The sequence below is a fragment of the Thermoleophilum album genome (genome assembly GCF_900108055.1).
GTDB lineage: Bacteria > Actinomycetota > Thermoleophilia > Solirubrobacterales > Thermoleophilaceae > Thermoleophilum > Thermoleophilum album.
Genome location: NZ_FNWJ01000002.1, coordinates 725,438 through 743,585 on the forward strand (window position 1 = coordinate 725,438; position 18,148 = coordinate 743,585).

Annotated in this window: 17 protein-coding genes and 1 riboswitch; of the genes, 2 read left to right on the forward strand and 15 right to left on the reverse strand. The window is 72.3% G+C overall.

Going from position 1 to position 18,148, the window contains the following annotated elements; all coding sequences use genetic code 11:
• Nucleotides 1-283: 283 nt before the first annotated feature.
• The 8 genes from BLW41_RS09535 to lon all read right to left on the reverse strand — a co-directional run bounded on the left by BLW41_RS09535 (nucleotide 284) and on the right by lon (nucleotide 9,280).
• Nucleotides 284-1,198, reverse strand: a complete 915-nt coding sequence (locus BLW41_RS09535; protein ID WP_093118518.1) for a type II secretion system F family protein — start codon at nucleotides 1,196-1,198, stop codon at nucleotides 284-286.
• Nucleotides 1,199-1,241: 43 nt separating this feature from the next.
• Nucleotides 1,242-2,117, reverse strand: a complete 876-nt coding sequence (locus BLW41_RS09540; protein ID WP_177169459.1) for a type II secretion system F family protein — start codon at nucleotides 2,115-2,117, stop codon at nucleotides 1,242-1,244.
• The gene (locus BLW41_RS09545) at nucleotides 2,114-3,295 is read right to left on the reverse strand and encodes a TadA family conjugal transfer-associated ATPase (RefSeq protein ID WP_218138373.1); all 1,182 of its coding nucleotides are present in this window, start codon (nucleotides 3,293-3,295) and stop codon (nucleotides 2,114-2,116) included. Before BLW41_RS09545 ends, BLW41_RS09540 begins: the two co-directional genes overlap by 4 nt.
• An 87-nt stretch (nucleotides 3,296-3,382) precedes the next feature.
• A complete protein-coding gene (locus BLW41_RS09550; RefSeq protein ID WP_093118522.1) occupies nucleotides 3,383-4,039 on the reverse strand; it encodes a hypothetical protein in 657 nt (218 codons plus the stop codon).
• Complete coding sequence (locus BLW41_RS09555) at nucleotides 4,036-4,548, reverse strand: hypothetical protein (protein WP_093118524.1); 513 nt, start codon at nucleotides 4,546-4,548, stop codon at nucleotides 4,036-4,038. Before BLW41_RS09555 ends, BLW41_RS09550 begins: the two co-directional genes overlap by 4 nt.
• Nucleotide 4,549: 1 nt before the next feature.
• Nucleotides 4,550-5,866, reverse strand: coding sequence for a M20/M25/M40 family metallo-hydrolase (locus BLW41_RS09560; RefSeq protein WP_177169460.1), 1,317 nt, complete (start codon nucleotides 5,864-5,866; stop codon nucleotides 4,550-4,552).
• An 86-nt stretch (nucleotides 5,867-5,952) separates the two neighbouring features.
• Nucleotides 5,953-6,600, reverse strand: coding sequence for a transglycosylase family protein (locus BLW41_RS09565; RefSeq protein ID WP_093118528.1), 648 nt, complete (start codon nucleotides 6,598-6,600; stop codon nucleotides 5,953-5,955).
• Nucleotides 6,594-6,746, reverse strand: a riboswitch (cyclic di-AMP (ydaO/yuaA leader). It overlaps the preceding gene by 7 nt.
• 86 nt (nucleotides 6,747-6,832) lie before the next feature.
• Complete coding sequence (gene lon, locus BLW41_RS09570) at nucleotides 6,833-9,280, reverse strand: endopeptidase La (protein WP_177169461.1); 2,448 nt, start codon at nucleotides 9,278-9,280, stop codon at nucleotides 6,833-6,835.
• A gap of 76 nt (nucleotides 9,281-9,356) precedes the next feature.
• Between lon and rpiA the strand changes: the two genes are divergently transcribed.
• Nucleotides 9,357-10,127: a ribose-5-phosphate isomerase RpiA gene (rpiA, locus tag BLW41_RS09575; protein WP_177169462.1), complete on the forward strand. Its 771-nt coding sequence runs from the start codon at nucleotides 9,357-9,359 to the stop codon at nucleotides 10,125-10,127.
• A gap of 108 nt (nucleotides 10,128-10,235) precedes the next feature.
• Here the strand turns inward: rpiA and cpaB are convergent, their stop codons facing one another.
• Genes cpaB through BLW41_RS09590 form a run of 3 tightly spaced genes read right to left on the reverse strand, consistent with a single transcriptional unit; the run spans nucleotide 10,236 to nucleotide 12,548 of the window.
• Nucleotides 10,236-10,991, reverse strand: a complete 756-nt coding sequence (gene cpaB / locus BLW41_RS09580) for a Flp pilus assembly protein CpaB (RefSeq protein ID WP_177169463.1) — start codon at nucleotides 10,989-10,991, stop codon at nucleotides 10,236-10,238.
• Nucleotides 10,978-11,820 (reverse strand): sensor histidine kinase, encoded by an 843-nt coding sequence (locus BLW41_RS09585; protein ID WP_093118533.1) that lies wholly within the window; start codon nucleotides 11,818-11,820, stop codon nucleotides 10,978-10,980. The genes cpaB and BLW41_RS09585 overlap by 14 nt, the downstream gene beginning before the upstream one ends.
• Entirely contained in the window at nucleotides 11,814-12,548 is a 735-nt protein-coding gene (locus tag BLW41_RS09590) for a response regulator transcription factor (protein WP_093118535.1), read from the reverse strand. Before BLW41_RS09590 ends, BLW41_RS09585 begins: the two co-directional genes overlap by 7 nt.
• A gap of 225 nt (nucleotides 12,549-12,773) precedes the next feature.
• On the opposite strand from BLW41_RS09590, the gene BLW41_RS09595 reads away from it, so the two are divergent.
• Nucleotides 12,774-13,238 carry a hypothetical protein gene (locus BLW41_RS09595; protein ID WP_093118537.1) on the forward strand — a complete coding sequence of 155 codons (465 nt, stop codon included), beginning with the start codon at nucleotides 12,774-12,776 and terminating at the stop codon, nucleotides 13,236-13,238.
• Nucleotides 13,239-13,332: 94 nt separating this feature from the next.
• Here the strand turns inward: BLW41_RS09595 and BLW41_RS09600 are convergent, their stop codons facing one another.
• From BLW41_RS09600 to BLW41_RS09615, 4 genes are read right to left on the reverse strand one after another with little or no spacing between them, the layout of a single operon-like run.
• A complete protein-coding gene (locus tag BLW41_RS09600; RefSeq protein ID WP_177169464.1) occupies nucleotides 13,333-14,589 on the reverse strand; it encodes a Rho termination factor N-terminal domain-containing protein in 1,257 nt (418 codons plus the stop codon).
• Between the two features lie 25 nt (nucleotides 14,590-14,614).
• Nucleotides 14,615-15,574 carry a dihydropteroate synthase gene (gene folP, locus BLW41_RS09605; RefSeq protein ID WP_093118541.1) on the reverse strand — a complete coding sequence of 320 codons (960 nt, stop codon included), beginning with the start codon at nucleotides 15,572-15,574 and terminating at the stop codon, nucleotides 14,615-14,617.
• Nucleotides 15,571-17,226: a glycerol-3-phosphate dehydrogenase/oxidase gene (locus tag BLW41_RS09610; protein WP_177169465.1), complete on the reverse strand. Its 1,656-nt coding sequence runs from the start codon at nucleotides 17,224-17,226 to the stop codon at nucleotides 15,571-15,573. Before BLW41_RS09610 ends, folP begins: the two co-directional genes overlap by 4 nt.
• Nucleotides 17,227-17,242: 16 nt before the next feature.
• Complete coding sequence (locus tag BLW41_RS09615; RefSeq protein WP_093118545.1) at nucleotides 17,243-18,133, reverse strand: hypothetical protein; 891 nt, start codon at nucleotides 18,131-18,133, stop codon at nucleotides 17,243-17,245.
• Between the last annotated feature and the right edge of the window lie 15 nt (nucleotides 18,134-18,148).

Sequence of the window (18,148 nt, forward strand, 5' to 3'; positions counted from 1 at the left end):
ACCGAGGGCCGGGAAACCGGCATCACGACGAGGAATCGCGGCGACTGGCGAGCGGGCGAAGGCACGTCGAGCGCGTGGGCACTCCCGTGCAGGCGTGTCGTTTGCACGCAAAGCTGCGCCCATCCTGCGTGGCTGCACGACTGCTTGCAGGCCGAGCTCGCCGCGCCGCGGCGCGGTCGCCGGCGAGGCGCAGCCCGGTCGCCGGCTCGGCGCGGTCGCTGGCGAGGCGCGGCGCGGGTCCCGGCGAGCGGCTGACGCTCAGACGGTGCTGGCGGACGCGCGTCTAGGTGGCAGGGAGCAGCAGTCCGCGACTGGCGAGCAGTGCCCGGAGAACCGCCGCGAGCACCACGATCAGGACCGACGGCACCAGCAGGAGGGCCACCACCAGCTGAATCTTCGGCCCCGCCCGGGCCGCCTCCTCGCGCAACCGCTGTGCGGCCAACTCGCGTGCTCTCGTGGCCTGCTGTTCGAGCACGTCTTCGAGCGGCGTGCCGTGGCGGAGCGCACGCTCGACCGCTCCGACGAACCCAACGACCTCGGGTTGGGGGAATTCTTTGGCGAGTTGGGCTAGCGCGTCGGCCAGCGACAGCCCGCGCTCGACTCGACGGGCAAGCACAGCCCAGGCCCCTGCGAGTTCGCCTTCGCCGCTTGCGCCGACCAGCGCGATCGCCTGCAGGGGTGGCGAGCCCGCGGCCAGCGCTACGCGCAGCAGGTCGAGCAGCGCCGGTAGATCACGTGCCGCGCGCGCTGCGCGCTTGCGTGCGCGCCGCGCGAGCCAAAGTTCGGGGGCGACAAAGGCCGCCGCTGGCAGCACGGGGACCAACACCGCCACTACCCGGGCGGGTAGCGCCGCGGCGGTGGCGAGGGTCAGCGGGAGGCTCACGACAACAGCGGTCAACTTGATCGCCACGATCTCGCTGGCGGAGATCCCGTACGGTCGGCCCGCGCGCACCACGAGGCGCTGGAGGTAGGGCGGCGTGGCGAGCCGCCCGGCGAGCGGGGCGAGGAGGCGTGCGGCGCGCACGGCAAGCGGGGCTCCGCAACCGGCGATCGCGCGCCAGCGGCGGCGCCTGACGGTCCTCGCGCGCGCCGTCCATCCGGCGATGGCCAGCCGCATACCCGCGAGCAGATCGCTCGCTGCTGCCACTAGACAGCCCGCGGCGGTGGCTGCCAGTAGTTCCGGCACGATCACCCCCATCCGCCGGACCGGGCCGCGACCGTCGGGGCTCGCGCATCACCGCTCAAACCGGTTCTCCAACGCGCGCGAGTTTGCGGATCGCCAGGAGGCCGGCCAGCTGCAGCAAGAGGGCGATGGCGAGCAGCGGGCCGGTGACCGCGTCGCTTGCTAGCCCGGTCAGGTAACCGGGACTCGCGATCTCCGTAAGCAGCGCGCCGGCGAGCGGCAAGGCCGCGACGACGAAGCCGGTGAAACGGGCTTGAGCAGTGGCGGCAAGCGCCTCGCCGAGCAGGCGATCCCCGGCCGCGAAGGTTCTCGCACACTCCCGCAAAAGCGCCGGCAGATCGCCGCCGACACGCTGTTGCACCAGGCAAGCAGCGACTACGGTCGCGACCCGCGGCGAGGGACAACGCGCGCGCAGCCACTCGAGCGCCTCGTCGGTCGGCGCGCCGCGCTCCAGTCGAGCGGCCGTCAGCGACAGCTCGTGGCGGAGCGCACCCCGCACCCCCGTGGCCGCCTCGCGCACCGCTGATCGCAAGGCGTGCCCGGCACCCAGCGCGTCCGCCAACGCCGCAGCGAAGGCCGCCGCCTCGGCGTCGAACTCGCGGCGCTGCGCTCGCGCCCGGACGCCGGCCACGGCGAAGCTCGCCACCAGGGTCGCGAGCGCCGCGAGCGGCACGAGCGCCCAGGTCCCGGCGGAGAGCGCGAACGGCGCCCCGGCGAGCGATCCGGCGAGCGCGACCGCTGCGCAATCGCGCGGCCTCGGCCTGCGCCCAGCGAGCGCGGCGAGCCAAGCGGTCTCGGCGCGGGCGAGCACGCCCCGCACAAGCGCCGCAAGCCTTCGCGACGCTTCGAGCCCGCGCCCGAGCTCCACGATCCCGCAGACCACCAGCAGCGCCGCTAGCGCTGCGGCGAGCTCGCTCGAGAGCCGAGCGCTCACGCTGCCCCTTCCACCCTCGCCGACGGCGAGCCCCAATCTGCTCCAGGCGAAGCCGTCGCGGCCGCATCGGGACCGTCGAGAGCGCGCCCTTCACGGCGCCACAGCGTGCGACAGCCGAGCTGTCCGTCGCGCGCCAGCTCCACGACCTCCGCGACCACCCGCGCGCCACCGACAGCACGCTGCATGTGAACAACCAAATCGAGCGCCGATTCGACCTGCGCGCGGATCGCGCCGTGGGGTAGATCGACGTCGGCCATCAGCGCGAGCGTCTCGAGACGGCGCAGCGCATCCTGTGGCGAGTTGGCGTGGATGGTCGAGAGCGAACCCTCGTGACCGGTGTTCATCGCCTGCAACATGTCGAGCGCCTCGCCACCGCGGACCTCCCCCACCACGATCCGGTCGGGACGCATACGCAGCGCGTTGCGAACGAGCTGCCTGATCGTCACCTCCCCTTTGCCCTCGAGGTTCGGCGGTCGCGCTTCGAGACGAACCACGTGCGGCCGCTCAAGCCGCAGCTCGGCGGCGTCCTCGATCGTGATCAGGCGCTCACTCGCATCGATCTCCGCACAGAGCGCGCCCAACAACGTGGTTTTGCCGGAGCCGGTGCCGCCGCTGACCAGCAGCGACCGACGCGAGCGGGTCGCTGTGGCCAGGTACTCCGCGAGCGGCGCCGGCAGCGCTCCCTTTGCCGCCAGCTCGGCCAGCGTGAAGCGGCGCGGTCGGAAGCGCCGAATCGTCAGACAGACCCCATCGACCGACAACGGGGGCAGGATCACGTTCACCCGCGAGCCGTCCGCGAGGCGCGCATCGCAGATCGGGTGAGCCTCGTCGACTCGACGGCCGAGCGGCGCCAGTATGCGCTCGATCAAGTTGCGCAGTTCGCGGTCGCTGGAGAAGGCGCTGGCGACGCGCTCGAGCCGGCCCTCGCGCTCCACCCAGATTTCGCGATAGCCGTTGACCATGATCTCGTCGATCGACTCGTCAGCGAGCAGCAGCTCGAGCGGACCAAGCCCTTGGGCGAGCACAAGCAGGCGGTGTACCAATGCCTCGCGCAGCGGAGCGGGCAACGTTCCCGCCTCCTCGGCCACCACTCGTTCGACCTCCAGGCGCGGGTCTTCGTGTGCACCGGCGTTCGCCGGCGCCGCTGCCAGCAGCCGTTCGCGCAAGGCAACCGCCAACCTCTCGAGCTCTGAAGCGACGCGAGCTGTGGGCCGCGCATGGTCGCCGCGGCTAGCTCCGGCGGCAGCTTGTACACGCACAGCTCTCTAAGGAAGCTGCGGCGAGTCTTCGCCCCCTGTCTCTCCCGTCGCCGGCTCCGGCAGCAGCGCGGAGACCAGCTGATCGCGCACACCGCGGCGCGCCGCGAGACGCCGGAGCACGAGCGCCGTGTCAGCGATCGCCACGCCCGTCAGATGGTGGTCGCGCTGCTCGAAGTCCCGCACGATCGCCGCCAGCGCTTCGCGGTAGTGGTCCGCATCGCCGCTCGCCAACGCGGCGATTGCGCGGGCGGTGCGCTCGAAGGCTTCGCCGCCCTCTCGCATCACCTTCGCCGCGGCGGCGGCCGTGTGGTCTTCGCCAGCTGCGAGGGCAGCTAGGGCAAGCGCGTAAGCCGCTGCCGGCGAGAGCCGCTCGCTGGCGTCCCGCTCACCGTGGATGGAGACACCTGCCAACTTGAGCTCGCGCAGCGCGGTACGACCAGCAGATATCGGCTCGTCGCCGGCCAGGATCGACGCTTTGACGAAACCGATCAGGCGCCCGTAGCTCTCCGGCGGCGCGCTGCGCCAGCTCTCCAAGTAAGCGCGCGCAGCATCCCGATAGGCAGCGGTCGCCTCGTCGGACCTGCCCGCCAACAGCGCCTCGTGACCGCTGCGCTCGGCTGCGAGTGCCGACCGCAGCGCCAAGTGATGGGGCTGTGGGGTCACCGCGGGCTGCCCTCCGCCTGGTCGCTACTCCGATTCCCATCGCCCGGTCGAGCGACCGCCGCGCGTCGCGCCGCGAGCTCCGCCTCGTCAACGCTCTCACGCACCGCGGCTCGCGCCAGCTTCGGTATGAGACGCTCGAGGTAGCGCGCGAGGCGCTCTTGATCGCGCCGAGCGCGGTGTAGCTGTCGCGCCAGTTCCAGCTCGCTGAGCTCGGTTGCTGCCGTCTCGGCGGCCAGCAGTGCGGCGATCGCGCGGGCCGCAAGCCCCACCTGGTCGATCGCGCGCCGCAGGTCGGCGCTCGCACCCACCGCGCTCGCCGGCGCCGCCTCACGCAGCGGGGCCTGTGAGGCGACCAGCGCTGCGCAGCGTTTGACGTCGGCGAGCTGGGAGCGCAGACGCTCGCGGTAACCCTCGCGTTCAGCGGCACCGGCGTCGCGCGCGAGCGCGGAGGCGAGCTCGTCGAGCGCTGCTCGGACCCGCGCTAGGTGCCGTTCGAGAGCCTCGCTCACGCTACTCCCCCGAGCGCAGCGTCGCCGCGAGCTCGCGCAACAGCTCGCGCGCCGCTCGGTAGCCGAGTTCTAGGGCCTCGACGCGGAAGCTCTCGTCGGCCCCGTGAACGGCGTCTTCCTCGAGCGCGAAACCGGTGAAGACCGTCGGCACCCGGTGCGCTGCGAGCTCCCCGAGCACCGGCAGGGTTCCGCCGGTGCGGGCAACAATCGGTGGGTTAGCGCAAGCTCTGGCAAGCGCCTTGCGCGCCGCGGCAAGGACCGGATGCTGCGGGTCGAACCGCACCGGATCGGCGCTCGCCAGGCCCTCCACGGCGAGCTCGACATGGTCCGGGAGGAAGCCGCGCAGAGCCCTCTCGATGGCGTCGGCGACGCTGTCCGGGCGCTGCCGCGGCACTAGCCGGGCACTCAGTGTCGCGCTGGCGGTGGCCGGCACGATCGTACGTGGCGCACCGGCCTCGAAGCAGTGCACGTCGAGCGACGGCCGCGCAGTGGTCAGCTCCCAGAACCGCGCAAGGCGCGCCGGGTCGGCGGCGCGCCCGCCGGCAGCGGCCAGCAGTTGCTGTCCAGCACGCAAGCGCTGCCACGCGGCGCGCTCGAGCTCGCTCGGCGGCTCGACGTCGTCGGCGAGAAGCGGCGCGCCGCCGTCTGCCGTTTGCTCCACCAACCGGTCGATCGCGCGCGCCAGCAGGTGAATCGCGTTTTCTGCGACGCCACCGTAGATGCCGGAGTGAAGGTCACGCTCCGCGACCCGCACCGATACCCCCAGCATCACCAGGCCGCGTGCCCCGACACAGAGCAGCGGCGTCCGCTCGTCGGCCATCGTGGTATCGAAGGCGATGGCGGCAGCAAAATCGCCGGCGCGCTCGCGGAGCCACCGGCAGGCGGCGGTGCTGCCGGTCTCCTCCCCTCCCTCGACCAGCGCGGTCACCCGCAAGCGCAACTCGCCCTGGGCTGCCAGATCGCGAGCGGCTGCCAGCAACGGCAGCATGTTGCCCTTGTCGTCGGCCGCCCCGCGGGCGTAGACGCGACCGTCACGCAGGGCAGGCTCAAAGGGGTCGCTGGTCCACTGCGCGGCGTCGCCGGGATCCTGCACGTCGTAGTGCCCGTAGACGAGCACCGGGGGCGCATCGTCTGGGCCCAGCTCAGCGACGACCAGCGGCGCCTCCCGGTCGACCTCGACGAGCTCCGCTCGACCCGCTCCGGACAAGTAGTCGCGCACCCAGCGCGCTGCCTCGAGAAGCGCGTCGGGACGCCGTCGGCCCGCCGAGACCGAGGGAATACGCAGGAACTCGAGGAGTTCGCCCAGCAGCGCGGGCACGGGACCGATTCTCGCCGATCGGCAGCCGCGACGACCGGTCGGCGACCGCCTCCGGCGATCGCCGCGCCGCGCTCGGGGCTCGGCGCTCAGGCAGGCGTTTGTTGGTCGCTTACCGACGAGCAGGTCGGCCAGGGCCGCCCACCCTCCAGCCGCCAGAGCCGCAAGGCGATGAGGTCTTGGATCCACTCGGCGGCGCGCGCCGGGTCTCCCCAACCACCCAGTCGACGCCAGGTTTCGAGGGTGAATTGGTACTTGCCTCGGTAGGCCCCGCCGCCTCCGATCGCAGCCGGGTTGCCGCCGGACTCGCAGTCCGCAATGCGCTCGAGCTCCGGCGGGATCCGGGGCACGGGCCGCCGCACGCTGGCCGCGCGGGCCGGCATGTCGACCCGCAACTTGCGGGCCGTCAGATAGTCGACGAGGCCGGTCGCAGGGAGTCCCGCGCGGCGCTGGAAGCGTCGCACGGCGGCACGCGTCGCGGTGTCGTAGAGACCGTCGCGGAACGGTGTGCGCAACCGTACTTGCAGCGCCCGCACGGCGTCGCCGTAGCTGCCGAGGGATAGCAGCGGTGCGCCTACCGGCGGCGCGCCAGCACCGCCTCCCGCCCCGGCCGCAACTGGTTCGGCCGCGAGGCCGACGGCGACGGCCTGGAAAGCAACGACGAGCACCGCTAAGAGCCGTCGCCGGATACGTCGACGGCTCGCAAGCGCGCAGGTGTGGCGGCTCCGTTGTTCCATCTCGTCGTGCGCCTACGGGGTGAGCTGACGGGCTCGCGCTGTGCGCTACGCCGCGATCGCGGCGATTCGCCCCTGGGTGGCCGGGCCACCCGGTGGTTCCCCCGCTCCCCGCCGCCTGAGCGACGAGGACTCGGCGTGAGGGGCGTATCTAAGCAGAAGGCGCGGCGGCTTGCCCGCCAGCGCCGCACGGACTAGGCCAGGCCCGGCGGCTTGCCCGCCGGCGCCGCACGGACTAGGCCGTCACGGCACCGGCGGGCGCCGGCTCGAGCGCGCGCTCGAGCGCCTCGGAGATGGTCATGACCGGATGCACGCGCAACTCGCTGAGTACCGCTTCCGGTACGTCCTCGAGGTCTGCGCGGTTGCGCTCGGGGATGATCACGTCGCGCAGGCCGGCCGCGTGCGCGGCGATCAGCTTCTGCTTGATGCCTCCCACCGGCAACACGCGACCCTGCAGGGTCACCTCGCCGGTCATGCCGACCGTGTGCTTCACCGGTCGTCCGGTGAGGAGCGAGACGAGCGCGGCGACGATCGTGACACCGGCGCTCGGTCCGTCCTTGGGAATCGCTCCGGCCGGCACGTGGACGTGGAAGTCGCGACCGGCAAAGGCGTCGGCTGGGATACCGAGATCGTCGGCGTGTGCGCGCACGTAAGAGAGCGCGATCTGCGCCGACTCCTTCATGACCTCGCCGAGCTGGCCGGTCAGCGTGAGGCTCCCGCCGCCGCCGCCGCCGGTCGCCGGCATCGCGGTGGCTTCGATGAACAGCACCTCGCCGCCCGCGAGCGTCACCGACAAACCGGTTGCGACGCCAGGCGTCGCGGTCCGCTCGGCGGTCTCCGAGAAGTAGCGGGGTCGCCCGAGCGCCCGGCGCAACCACCCTTCGTCGATTTCGATCGGCGTTGCTGCCGTGCCGGCAGCGATCTCGGTGGCCGCTTTGCGCAGCAACTTGCCGATTTCGCGCTCGAGCTGGCGCACGCCAGCTTCGCGCGTGTACTCGGCGATCATCGTGCGCAGCTGCTCCTCGCCGATCGCGACCTCGCCACCGCGCAGCCCGTTGCGCTCGAGCTGACGGGGCCAGAGGTAGTCGCGGGCGATCGCGACCTTTTCGTCGACCGTGTAACCGTCGAACCGCACGACCTCCATGCGGTCGAGCAGCGCCGGCGGAATCGTCTCCACGACGTTCGCGGTGGCGACGAAGAGCACACCGGAGAGGTCGATGTCGACGTCCAGGTAGTGGTCGCGGAAGGTGTGGTTCTGCGCGGGGTCAAGTACCTCGAGCAGTGCTGCTGCTGGATCGCCGCGCCAGTCCGCGCCGAGCTTGTCGACCTCGTCGAGCACGATCACGGGGTTCATCGTTCCGGCGTCACGGAGTGCTCGGACGATGCGCCCGGGCAACGCTCCGATATAGGTGCGGCGGTGGCCGCGGATCTCGGCCTCGTCGCGGACACCACCGAGGGCGATCCGCACAAACCGCCGTCCGGTGGCGCGAGCGATCGATTCGCCGATCGAGGTCTTGCCGGTGCCGGGCGGCCCGACGAGCGTCAGGATCGCGCCCGACCGGCCATCCTCGGCGAGACCCCGCTCAGCACGCAGCTTGCGCACCGCGATGTATTCGACGATCCGTTGCTTGACGTCCTCGAGCCCGGCGTGATCGCGGTCGAGCACCGCACGCGCGTGCTCGGGATCGAGGCGCTCCTCGGAGCGCTCGCCCCACGGCAGGGCCAACAACCAGTCGAGGTAGGTGCGGATCATCGATGCCTCGGGCCCGTTCTCACCCGTGCGCTCAAGGCGCCCGAGCTCGCGCTCCGCTTGCTCGCGCACGTGGTCGGGCATCGCCGACTCGGCGATGCGCTTGCGGTAGTCGGCGACCACCGACGCGTCGTCCTCACCGAGCTCGCGCTTGATCGACTCGAGCTGCTTGCGCAGCACGTACTCGCGCTGCTGGCGTTCGGCACCGCGTTCGACTTGCTCGCGGATGTCACGGCGTACTTGGAGCTCCAGCAACAAGCCGCGCGCCAGTTCGATCGCCCGTTCGAGCCGTCGCGCGACGTCGAACTCTTCGAGCAGCTCGATGCGCTGCTCGAAGGTCAGCTCCGGCGCGAAGCCGAGGGTGTCGGCCAGTGCGCCGGGCGATCCGACGGCTCGCACGAAGCGGCGCAGGCGCCCGTCGTCGCCGACGAGCTCGAGGATCTCCTCGACCACGGCCCGGTAGGTGCGGGCGAGCTCCTCTATCCGCTCGGGCGACGCTCCGCTGGCGTCGGGACGCACAACGATGTGCGCGGTCGCCCCGCCAGCGGCGGGATCCTCGACCTCGAGCACTTCGGCGCGATCTACGCCGCGCAGTACGACGGCCTCGACTTCGCCGGAGTGCTCGCGGTCACCCCCCTCGCCCGCGCTCGCCGCCGGCTCGCCAGCGGCGACGTTGGCTGGCAGTTTCACGCGCCCCTCGACGCGTGCCACGGTTCCGACCTTCCGCAGCTCGCCGTTGTGCCGCGGCACCAGAACCACCAGGCGGCTATCGCCCGGATCGGCCGCGACCGTGACGGTCATGCCGGGGAGCACGACCGCCTCGTCGGTCACCACGAGCGGCAGGCGCTGCACCCGGCGAGCGTCGGCCGCCGCGTCGTCGCTGCGGTTTTCTGCGGGAGCTGCTTGGTTTCTGTCGTTGTTGCGATCTTCCATAGGCACTTACTTACGGTAAGTGCAGTGTAGAGATGGAACGCTGCCGCGCCCCGGCGGGTCGTGCGATGCTCCGCTTGTGGACGCTGTAGAGACGGAGGGCAGCGCGCGCGCAGCGGGGCCGTCGGGTGCCCTCTCCAGTCCGGCGCGCGACGCCGCCGCGCGTGCGGCGCTGCGGCTCGTGCCGCGGGGAGGCGTCGTCGGGCTCGGCTCGGGGAGGGCGGTGTGGCGGCTTTGCGAGCTGATCGCAGCGGAGATCCCGCGCGCCGCGCGTCCCCGCGCGGTAGTGGCGTCGGAACGCACGCGCGAGGTCTGCGAGCGCGTCGGCATCACGGTGGTCGAGCTCGATGGTCGGGAACGTCCGCAACTCGCCTTCGATGGCGCCGACGAGGTAGACCCGCAGCTGCGTCTTTTGAAGGGCGCCGGGGGAGCGCTACTGCGTGAGCGGATCGTCGCGGCGGCGGCGCAGCGTTTGGTGGTGGTCGTCGAGTCCCGCAAGCTGGTCGCGCGCCTCGGCCAGTCGTTCCGGCTGCCGGTCGAGATCGTGCGCTTCGGCTGGCCGGAGACGCTGCGTCGGATCGGCGCGCTGCTGTCAGCTCCCGCGCTGCGCACTGGCGAGGACGGAAAGCCGTTCGTTACCGACGAGGGCCACTACCTGGTCGACGGCCAGATCCCCCCCACGAGCGATCCCGATCGACTGGCCGACGAGCTACGGCGGGTGCCGGGGGTCTGTGACCATGGTCTGTTCTTGCGCGAAGCGCACGTCGTGTTCGCCGGCGCGGACGACGGCAGCCACCGCGAGCTGCGGCGAGCGGAAGGGGCGACCGCCTCCGCGCCGACCTACCGCTGAGCCGCGCAAAGACGAAGCGCACGACGCGGCGCACCCGCGCGCCGATTCCCCGATCCCGCTGGCATCCCCGCGTAGGAGGTCTCGGGCGGCGGCGATCGGTCGCTGCGCTCACTGCGCAGCACCGGCGGCAACGATCGTTCCGGCGCGCCGCCGGTCGCCCGGCGGGCGCAGGAGCAGACGCAGCTCGCGTGCGAACACGGCGGCGGCGGTCAGTTTCACGGCCTGCGCGGGCGTCACGCGAAGGACCGCGAGGTGGCTTGCCGAGCGCGCGCTTTCACCACCCTCCGCGGCGCTCGCTTCGGCGGGCGAGCCGCCGGGCGCGCCGGCTCCCGGGCTGCCGAGCGGCCGCAGCGATCGAAGTTCCAAGGCCTCGAGTAGGAGAGTGCTTCTGCCGCCGCCAGCGGTCGCTTCGGAAACCACGACGTCCACTCGCGCGCCGGGCTCGGCACCCGCGAGCGCCGCACCCCCAGCGACCGGCACCTCCACCAAGCGCTCACCGGTCTCGAGCGTGCGGGCGCGCTCGTTGGAAGCGGCGCCGTTGGCGAGGGCGGCGACGGTCACCGGATCGCCGCGCATCAGCGGCGCACGCAGCCGCCGGCCGATCACGAAGCGGGGGTCCGCGTAGGCGCTTGGCGGCGCGAAGCGCACAGGAATCCGGCGCAGCGCCAGATCGTGGGAGCGCAGCAGGGCGCCTTCGTGGAGGTCGCGAGCGGCAGCGACAACCGTGACCGGCCGTCCTACGAGCTCCTCGCTCGCGCGTAAGCGACCGCGCACTTCTGCCGCTGCCGCCGCCGCCAGCGCCAGCCCGACGAGAGCGAGCAGCGCGCCGCGACGCAGACGGCGGCCACGCTCAAGCGCCGACAAGGCTGCTCTCCGACGGCCGTTTCGAGCAGCCGCAGCGCGCCTCCGGCGGGTTCGCAAGCCGGCTGCGGGCTTGCGGGCCCGCCGCTTCGAGCGGGACCTCGACGAGCGCCCGGAAACTGTCGGGGCCCGAAGCGACGGTCAGCCGCCCGCCGAGCGCGCGCAGCGCGTCGCCCGCGATCGCGAGTCCCAGTCCCGATCCGCGGCGCGCGCTCTGGCCCTCGCTGGGAGCGGGCGGCTGCGACCTGCGATCGTTCGCGATCTCGATCATCAGCGACCGCCGACCGCTCTCCTCGCTCTCGCACCGCACGCGCACGCACACGCTGCACTGGCCGTGAGCGACGGCGTTGTCGAGCAGCGCGCCAAGCGCCTGCGCCAGGCGGGGGTCGTTGGTGACGAGGGCCGCTGGCGCGCCGTCCCAGCGCACTTCCACACGGCGCTCCGCGATCAGCTCGGAGCGCGCAGCGAGCGCCGACAGCAGGAGCGCGAGCGGTCCGCCGACCGCTGCGCCACGGCGACCGCGGCCACCGACTTTGCGGTGGCGCGGGGGCGCCGTCGCGCTGGCGCTACCGCTCGCTGCTGCGGCAAGCGCGTTGAGCATGGCTGCGACCGACTCCAGTCGGGACACCTCGCAAGCCATCGGCAGTGCGGCGCTGCCACCCGCTCCCGACAGTTCGCGGCGCTCGCCGAGCGCCAGTAGCTGCGCGACCGCTCGAACCTCGTGCTCGCAGCGGGCAAGCGCTGCGGCGAGGCTGCCGCCCTCCGGTGTCGCCCTCGGTAGCGCCGGCGGCGCGGTGCGCGCCGTGCCCGGTTCGAGCGTGCCGCTCAGCACCGCTCGACCAGCCTGTAGCCGATGCCGCGTACGTTCGACACCCAGCGCCGCGGCGAGCCGGACAGCTTCGCGCGCAACCGGCAAGCGTGGGCGTCGAGCGTACGCGTGCGACCCGGGGAGCGGAAGCCCCAGACGTCGCGCAACAGTTCCTCCTTCGTGAAGACACGCTCCGGCTCCCGCGCGAGGGCAGTCAAGAGGGCGAACTCCTTGGCCGTGAGCGCGACCGGCCGCCCGGCCAAGGTCACCGCTCGGCGAACGGGATCGATGCGCAGCTCTCGATACGCGATGAGGCCCTCGCGTGGGCGCTCGACGCTGCGCCGCAGCACCGCCCGCACGCGTGCCAGCAGCTCCTGATAGCCGAAGGGCTTCGTGAGGTAGTCGTCGGCCCCGCGGTTCAGGCCGCGTACTCGCTCGGGCTCCGACCCGCGCCCGCTCACCACCACGATTGGCAGACCGGGGTCGATCCCCTGGGCAGCAGCCTCGGCGCCGCGAACCGCGTCGAGCAGGCGCAGCCCATCTTCATCGCCGAGCACGAGATCCAGCAGCACGAGGTCGGGGTGATGAATCTCCGCCCGCGCCAGCGCCTCCCTCACCCCGCGCGCCTCGACCACCGCGTAGCCGTCGGCAGCCAGGTTGTCGCGCAAATAGGTGCGTAGCCGCTCGTCGTCCTCGACGATCAGGATCTTCGAACCTTCGCCCCGCGCGGCCGATCCGAGGCGATCGCTCAAGCTCGCAACCCCGTGGCTCACGTCGCATTAAGCGCGGAGCGGCGGAGTTTCGCCCCCGTGCCTGCTCAGTGACCACGCTCGCAGCTTCGCCCCCTTTAGCGAGCGCCTCCTGCAAGGTCCGTTTCAACCCTTCGCGCGAGGCAGGAATCGGCCCTAAGATGCCGACGCCTGCGCGCGACGCCGGCCGAACGACGGCGACGCGACGAGCCAAGGCGGGCAAGGCGCATGGGAGACACCGCACGGAGAGGCAACTACGAATCCGGCTCCGACTACGTGCTCGAGTACGGGGAGCTGCGCTTCACGTTCAACGAACGGGACTTCGTCGAGCGTGTCGAACAAGCCGCGATCAAGCTCGGCTTCGTCGACGGTCCGCTGGGCGCGGCCGAACGCGAGGACCTGGTGGAGTTGGCGGTCAACGGCGAGGTCAGTGCCCCCCGCTCGGAACTCGGCGAGCACATCAACGAACGCTGGGACGAGATCTGCGGTCAGCCCGACCACTCCCTGGTTCACTGGCTGAGGCGACTGGTCTTTCGCGGCGCCTGGTTGGACCAGCGCGTGCTCGAAGGGGAGCTCGACGTCGTCTTCGACGAGCGCACGCTGACCTTCGCTTACGCCCAGCCGGACCGCGGCGGTGCGCTCGTGGAGCTCGCTCCCGAACCCTCTTGGCGGAGCGTCGCATACCGGCGCTGAGCTCTCGCGCAGCGTCGCCTCGCGGCGGCGAGCCGCGCCCGCGCGACGGCCTGGCTGCCGCCTAGCACTACTGGCGCCCCGGCGGTACTGGCGCTCAGGTCAAGAGGTCGGCGCGCAGCGTCCCCGAGCGTTCGAACAAGACGTGCAGCTCCCCGTCTGGTGCGTGCGGTGGCCGCGGACCGAGCGTTACCCGCGCCGTCGCCATCGACACGAGCTCGGAGCGCTCATCGCAGGCTGCGAACACGGTCACCGTGGCGGCGCCGGCAACGCGCCGGCCGGCTGCGAACGCACGCCGACGAGCGACGGTCGGCAGGCGATCGGCGTCGTCGAGCAGAAGCACTGCGTCGCGACCGCGCTCGGCGTGGCGTTTACAGAACTCGACCGCCCAGTCGACCGCTTGCGCCACCGCCTCGCCCGACTCGTCGAACGAACCGCCGAAAACGCGCACCCCCTCGATCGCTCGCCACTCCCCGAGCTCTTCGGGACGCACCCCGACCAGCCCAGCGACCACCACCGGCGCCGTCGCGTCCGACTCGAGGCCGACCAGCGGCACCGCCGCCGGCGGCGACACGAGCGCCTGCGCCACCCGCCTGAGCAGCGAGCTACGCCCGGTCCAGGGCGGACCGGCGACAGCGACACGTGAGCCGCGTCCGACCGGTACGCGGTCGAAGGGGCTCGGTAGATCGAGACGCTCGATCGGATAGAGGACCTCGAGCTCGTCGAAGCGCGGGCGCTCCAGCGGCGGTTCGGGCGGGCCCCCAGCGACCGACTCCACGCGCACCAGCGACGGGTGTCGCTCGCCGCGCCGCGGCGGTCGGGCACGCCCGCGCACCTCATCACCCGGACGTAGCCCGCAGCGGCGGATCTGCGCCGGCGAGACGTACACGTCGCGCCGCGAGGGACCGGCCGGATCGACGCGGATGAAGCCGCTGCCGTTGGCGAGCAGGTCGAGCACACCCGCGACCACCGTCTCCCCCTCGCCGCGCCCGCTGCGTCGCTCGACAGGCTCACGGGCCGCGCCCTTCTCCGCCTCTCGCGCTTCGTCGCCGGCTGCGGCCTCCTGGGCCACAAGCTCCTCGCTGCCAGCCAGGGGCACGGCATCTTCCGGACGCGCGCCGAAGGCGACCGACCGCTTTTCGGCCACCGCGGGTGGCGCCCCGGTCGCCACCTCCGAGGCGCTCTCGACCGGCGCCGGCGCGGGCTCCGAGGCCTCCCCGGCGCGCTCCAGTATCGCCTCGATCAGTGTCTCGCGGCGGAGCGTCCGATAGCCCTCGATGCCGAGCTCCGCGGCTAGCGCGTGAAGGTCCGCGAGGGGGCTTTCATACAAGTCTTCGCGTCGGATTACGGTCATTTCTCGAGCTCGGTGAATGCTGCGGCTAACGGCGGCCACTCGGTGGCCGGCCGGGCAGGCTATCGCTTGCCACCGTCTCCGGGGGCGCCTGGCGTCTGAGCTCCTCCGCGAGCACGAGGTCGGGCGCAACCGCGGCGGCGCCCGACAATGCCGCGCGCACGGCGAGGAAGTCGCGCACCTGCGCGACATCGTGCACACGCACAAGCTGTGCGCCGGCGTCGGCAGCGCGCGCGACCGCAGCCAAGGTACCGCCCAGCCGATCAGCCGGCGGACGCCCACAGATCGCCCCGATGAAGTCCTTGCGCGAGCACGCCACCAGCAAGGCGCAGCCGAGCGCGTGGAGCCGTTCGAGCTGGCGAAGGATGCGTACCGACTGGTAAGGCGTCTTGGCGACGTCGATACCGGGGTCGAGCAGCAGACGGTCGGGCGCGATTCCGGCAGCGGTCGCCCGGTCGCGGAGCTCGGCCAGCAGACCGATGACGTCGGGTAGCACGTCGGCGCCGTCGCCCCGCGGTCCGGCGCTCTTGGGTGCGGCGCGCGTGTGGCATAGCACTAGCGACGCCCCTGTCTGCGCACACAGCTCCAGCAGGCGCGGGTCGCACAGCGCGGTCATGTCGTTGACCAGGCGGGCGCCCGCCTCGAGCGCTGCGCGCGCAACCGGTGAACGCCAAGTGTCGATGGAGACCAGCACGCCCTCTTCGGCTAAGCGCCGGATCACCGGCACGACGCGCTCGATTTCGACCTCTACGGGCACGGGCGGTCGATCGGTGCGTCCCGATTCGCCTCCCACATCGACGATCGCAGCGCCCTGCTCGACCAGACTCACGCCCCGCCGCACTAGTTCGTCGAGACTGCGCCGTCCAGGATCGGAAAAGGAATCCGGCCCCGCGTTGAGGATGCCCATCAAGAGGGGCTGGCCCGGCGGGGCGGTGAGCAGAGTGTCCCCCACCCGAAACTCGGCCTGCCGCGTCGCGCTCGTAGTCATCCGCCGACCCGCTCTTCGCTCGGCACGAGGCCCTCGGCCCGATAGTTCGCGGCCCACTCGGCCCGGGCCGCCTCGCGCTCCGTCGCCCGCCAGCCGAGCTCGCGCGCCATCGCCTCGACGATCGGCTCGAGCCGCTCCGCGCGCCCCGGCTCGAGCGCACGCGGCGCCAGCAGGCCGAGGCGTGTGCGCCGCAGCAGCACGTCGGCGAGCGACCGCGCCTGCTCGTGGCGAGCGGCGAACGCGACTTCGGCGAGCAAGTCGGGCATCCCGGGGACGACAGGCGCCGTTAGCTCCGGCCGCTCGGCCGCCAGACCGAGCACCTCGTGCGCAGTGTGCCCGTAGCGCGCCGCGAGATGGCGGATGCTCGCTTCGTCGACACCCGGGACGCGCGGCAGACGTTCCGGATCGACCGGCAGGCCAAGCGGAATCTCCTCGGTCCGGCACGGCGCTCGCCGCCCCTCGCGTTCCACCAGTCGGTCGACCACTTGCTGCGCCATGCGCCGCCAGGTCGTGAGCTTTCCGCCGGTGATCGTCACCACTCCGGACGGCGTCTCGAACAGCTCGGCGCGCCGCGAGATGTCGACCGACTTGCGCTCGTCGCCGGTGCCGACTAGTGGACGCACCCCGGCGTAGGCACCCTCGACGTCGGCCACCGTAAGGTCGGTCTCGAAGAACTCGTTGACTGCTTCGAGCAGGTAAGCCACGTCCTCGCTTGCTGGCGGCACGTGTTCAAGCGGACCCTGGTAGTCGTGATCGGTCGTGCCAACCAGCGTCCGTCCGAGCCACGGCAGAACGAAGATCGAGCGCCCGTCCTTGGCCGGCACGATCGCCCCGGCCCGCACTGGCAGGCGCTCCTGGGCGATCAACAGGTGGGAACCCCGGCTCGGTCGGATGCGCGGTGCCTCGCTGAGCTCGCGCAACTCGTCGGCCGGTAGGCGGTCCGCCCACACACCGGTCGCGTTGACGACGTGCCGGGCGCGCACCCGAAAGCGCGCATCGCGCTCGCGGTCGCGTACTTCGGCCCCGACCGCGCGACCGCCCTCGCGCGCCACCGCCACCGCTTCTAGCCGGTTCGCGCAAACCGCGCCGTAGCGCTCTGCCTCGGCGAGGATCGTGAGCACCAAACGGGCGTCATCGGTCTGGCAGTCGTAGAAGAGGTAACCGCCAGTGGGGTGGCGTCGGCTGAGCGCCGGCAGCAGCTCGCTGACCTCATCACCGGCGATCAAGCGGTGACGCTGGGGGCTCCACTCCTCGGCCTCGCCGCGGCGACCGCGGCGCCAGGCCATCGCGTCGTACATGTTGAGCCCGAGACCGACCAGTCGATCGGGACGCTTCCCGTCGAAAGCAGCCACCACGAGCGGCAAAGGCCGCACCAGGTGCGGTGCAAGCTTGACCATCAGGGAACGCTCGAGCAGCGCCTCGCGCACCAGCCCGAGGTCGAACTGCTGCAAGTAGCGCAGGCCACCGTGCACGAGCTTGGAGGACCGGCTCGAGGTCCCGGCGGCGTAGTCCTCGCGCTCCACGAGCGCCACGCTGAAGCCGCGCGAGGCTGCGTCGAGCGCAACGCCGGCGCCAGTGACACCACCGCCGACGACGACGACGTCGAACTCCTCCTCGGCGAGGTCGACGAGCGCGCGATCCCGATCGATCACGGCACGCAGCTTACGGTCAGCGCTCCCGCGCCCGACCGACACCGGCGAGCGGGCCGGTCGCAAGCGGCAGGCGCAGGGATCGGCGGCGGTCGGCGGCGACCGCTACCGCACCTCGCAAGGCACGCCGTTCGAGGAGCTTCGCCGCTCTCTCCACCCCGTCTTCGTCGAGCCCCGTGACGACCAGCACATAGCCCTCGCCGGGGGCTTCTGCGCGACTCGTGTCGATCAGCGCAGCGACCACGCCACTGCCCGGCCCGAGTCGACGCCGCTGCCTGCCGAACGCGTCGTAGAGCGCGATCGCCCGGGGACCGATGCGCAGCGGCAGCCCACTGCGGTTGGGCGGCTCGGTGAGCCGGCCGAGCGCACGCAGACTGGCGAGCACCGACCACCGACCGACGACCACGCGTACGCTCGCCGCAGCCGCCACGGCGCCCGGCAGGCCGCGACTCGCCGGCGTGCCGAGCGCGGCGATCCGTCGCTCGACGAGCTCGCAAGCCCATCCACTCGGCGGCGCGCATTCGAGGCGCACCGGCAGACGTTTGCCGCCGAACCCGCGCAGAAGCGGCGCCGGGAAGGCTCCCACCAGCGCCGGCGGAGTCGGCGCCCCCTCCGGCAGCACCAGCCACTGCACGAGATCACCGGGGAACAGCCGCGTCCCGGCAGCGGCCGGAACGGGTAGGCCGTTCACGTAGGCGATCACCGACTGGTTGCGAGCGAGCGCGCGGGGGGGCCGTAGCTGTGCCAGCTGCCGCGGCGGCGTTTGCAGACGGCGACTCGAGGGCACGGACCCGTCGGTTGCCAACACCTCGACGGTGACTGCCCGTTCCTGCGCGGGGCGGGCGCAGCCGCTGAAGATCGTGAGCGCAACCGCGGCCAGCAGCGTCCAGTGGATCCGGCGTGGCCGCATCGCCCGCTCGTTCTC

Coding starts and splice junctions, on each gene's coding strand:
- BLW41_RS09595 (WP_093118537.1), top strand. CDS start 12,774: ATGGGAGACACCGCACGGAGAGGCAACTACGAATCCGGCTCCGACTAC.
- BLW41_RS09615 (WP_093118545.1), bottom strand. CDS start 18,133: ATGCGGCCACGCCGGATCCACTGGACGCTGCTGGCCGCGGTTGCGCTC.
- BLW41_RS09565 (WP_093118528.1), bottom strand. CDS start 6,600: ATGGAACAACGGAGCCGCCACACCTGCGCGCTTGCGAGCCGTCGACGT.
- BLW41_RS09600 (WP_177169464.1), bottom strand. CDS start 14,589: ATGACCGTAATCCGACGCGAAGACTTGTATGAAAGCCCCCTCGCGGAC.
- folP (WP_093118541.1), bottom strand. CDS start 15,574: ATGACTACGAGCGCGACGCGGCAGGCCGAGTTTCGGGTGGGGGACACT.
- lon (WP_177169461.1), bottom strand. CDS start 9,280: ATGGAAGATCGCAACAACGACAGAAACCAAGCAGCTCCCGCAGAAAAC.
- BLW41_RS09535 (WP_093118518.1), bottom strand. CDS start 1,198: ATGGGGGTGATCGTGCCGGAACTACTGGCAGCCACCGCCGCGGGCTGT.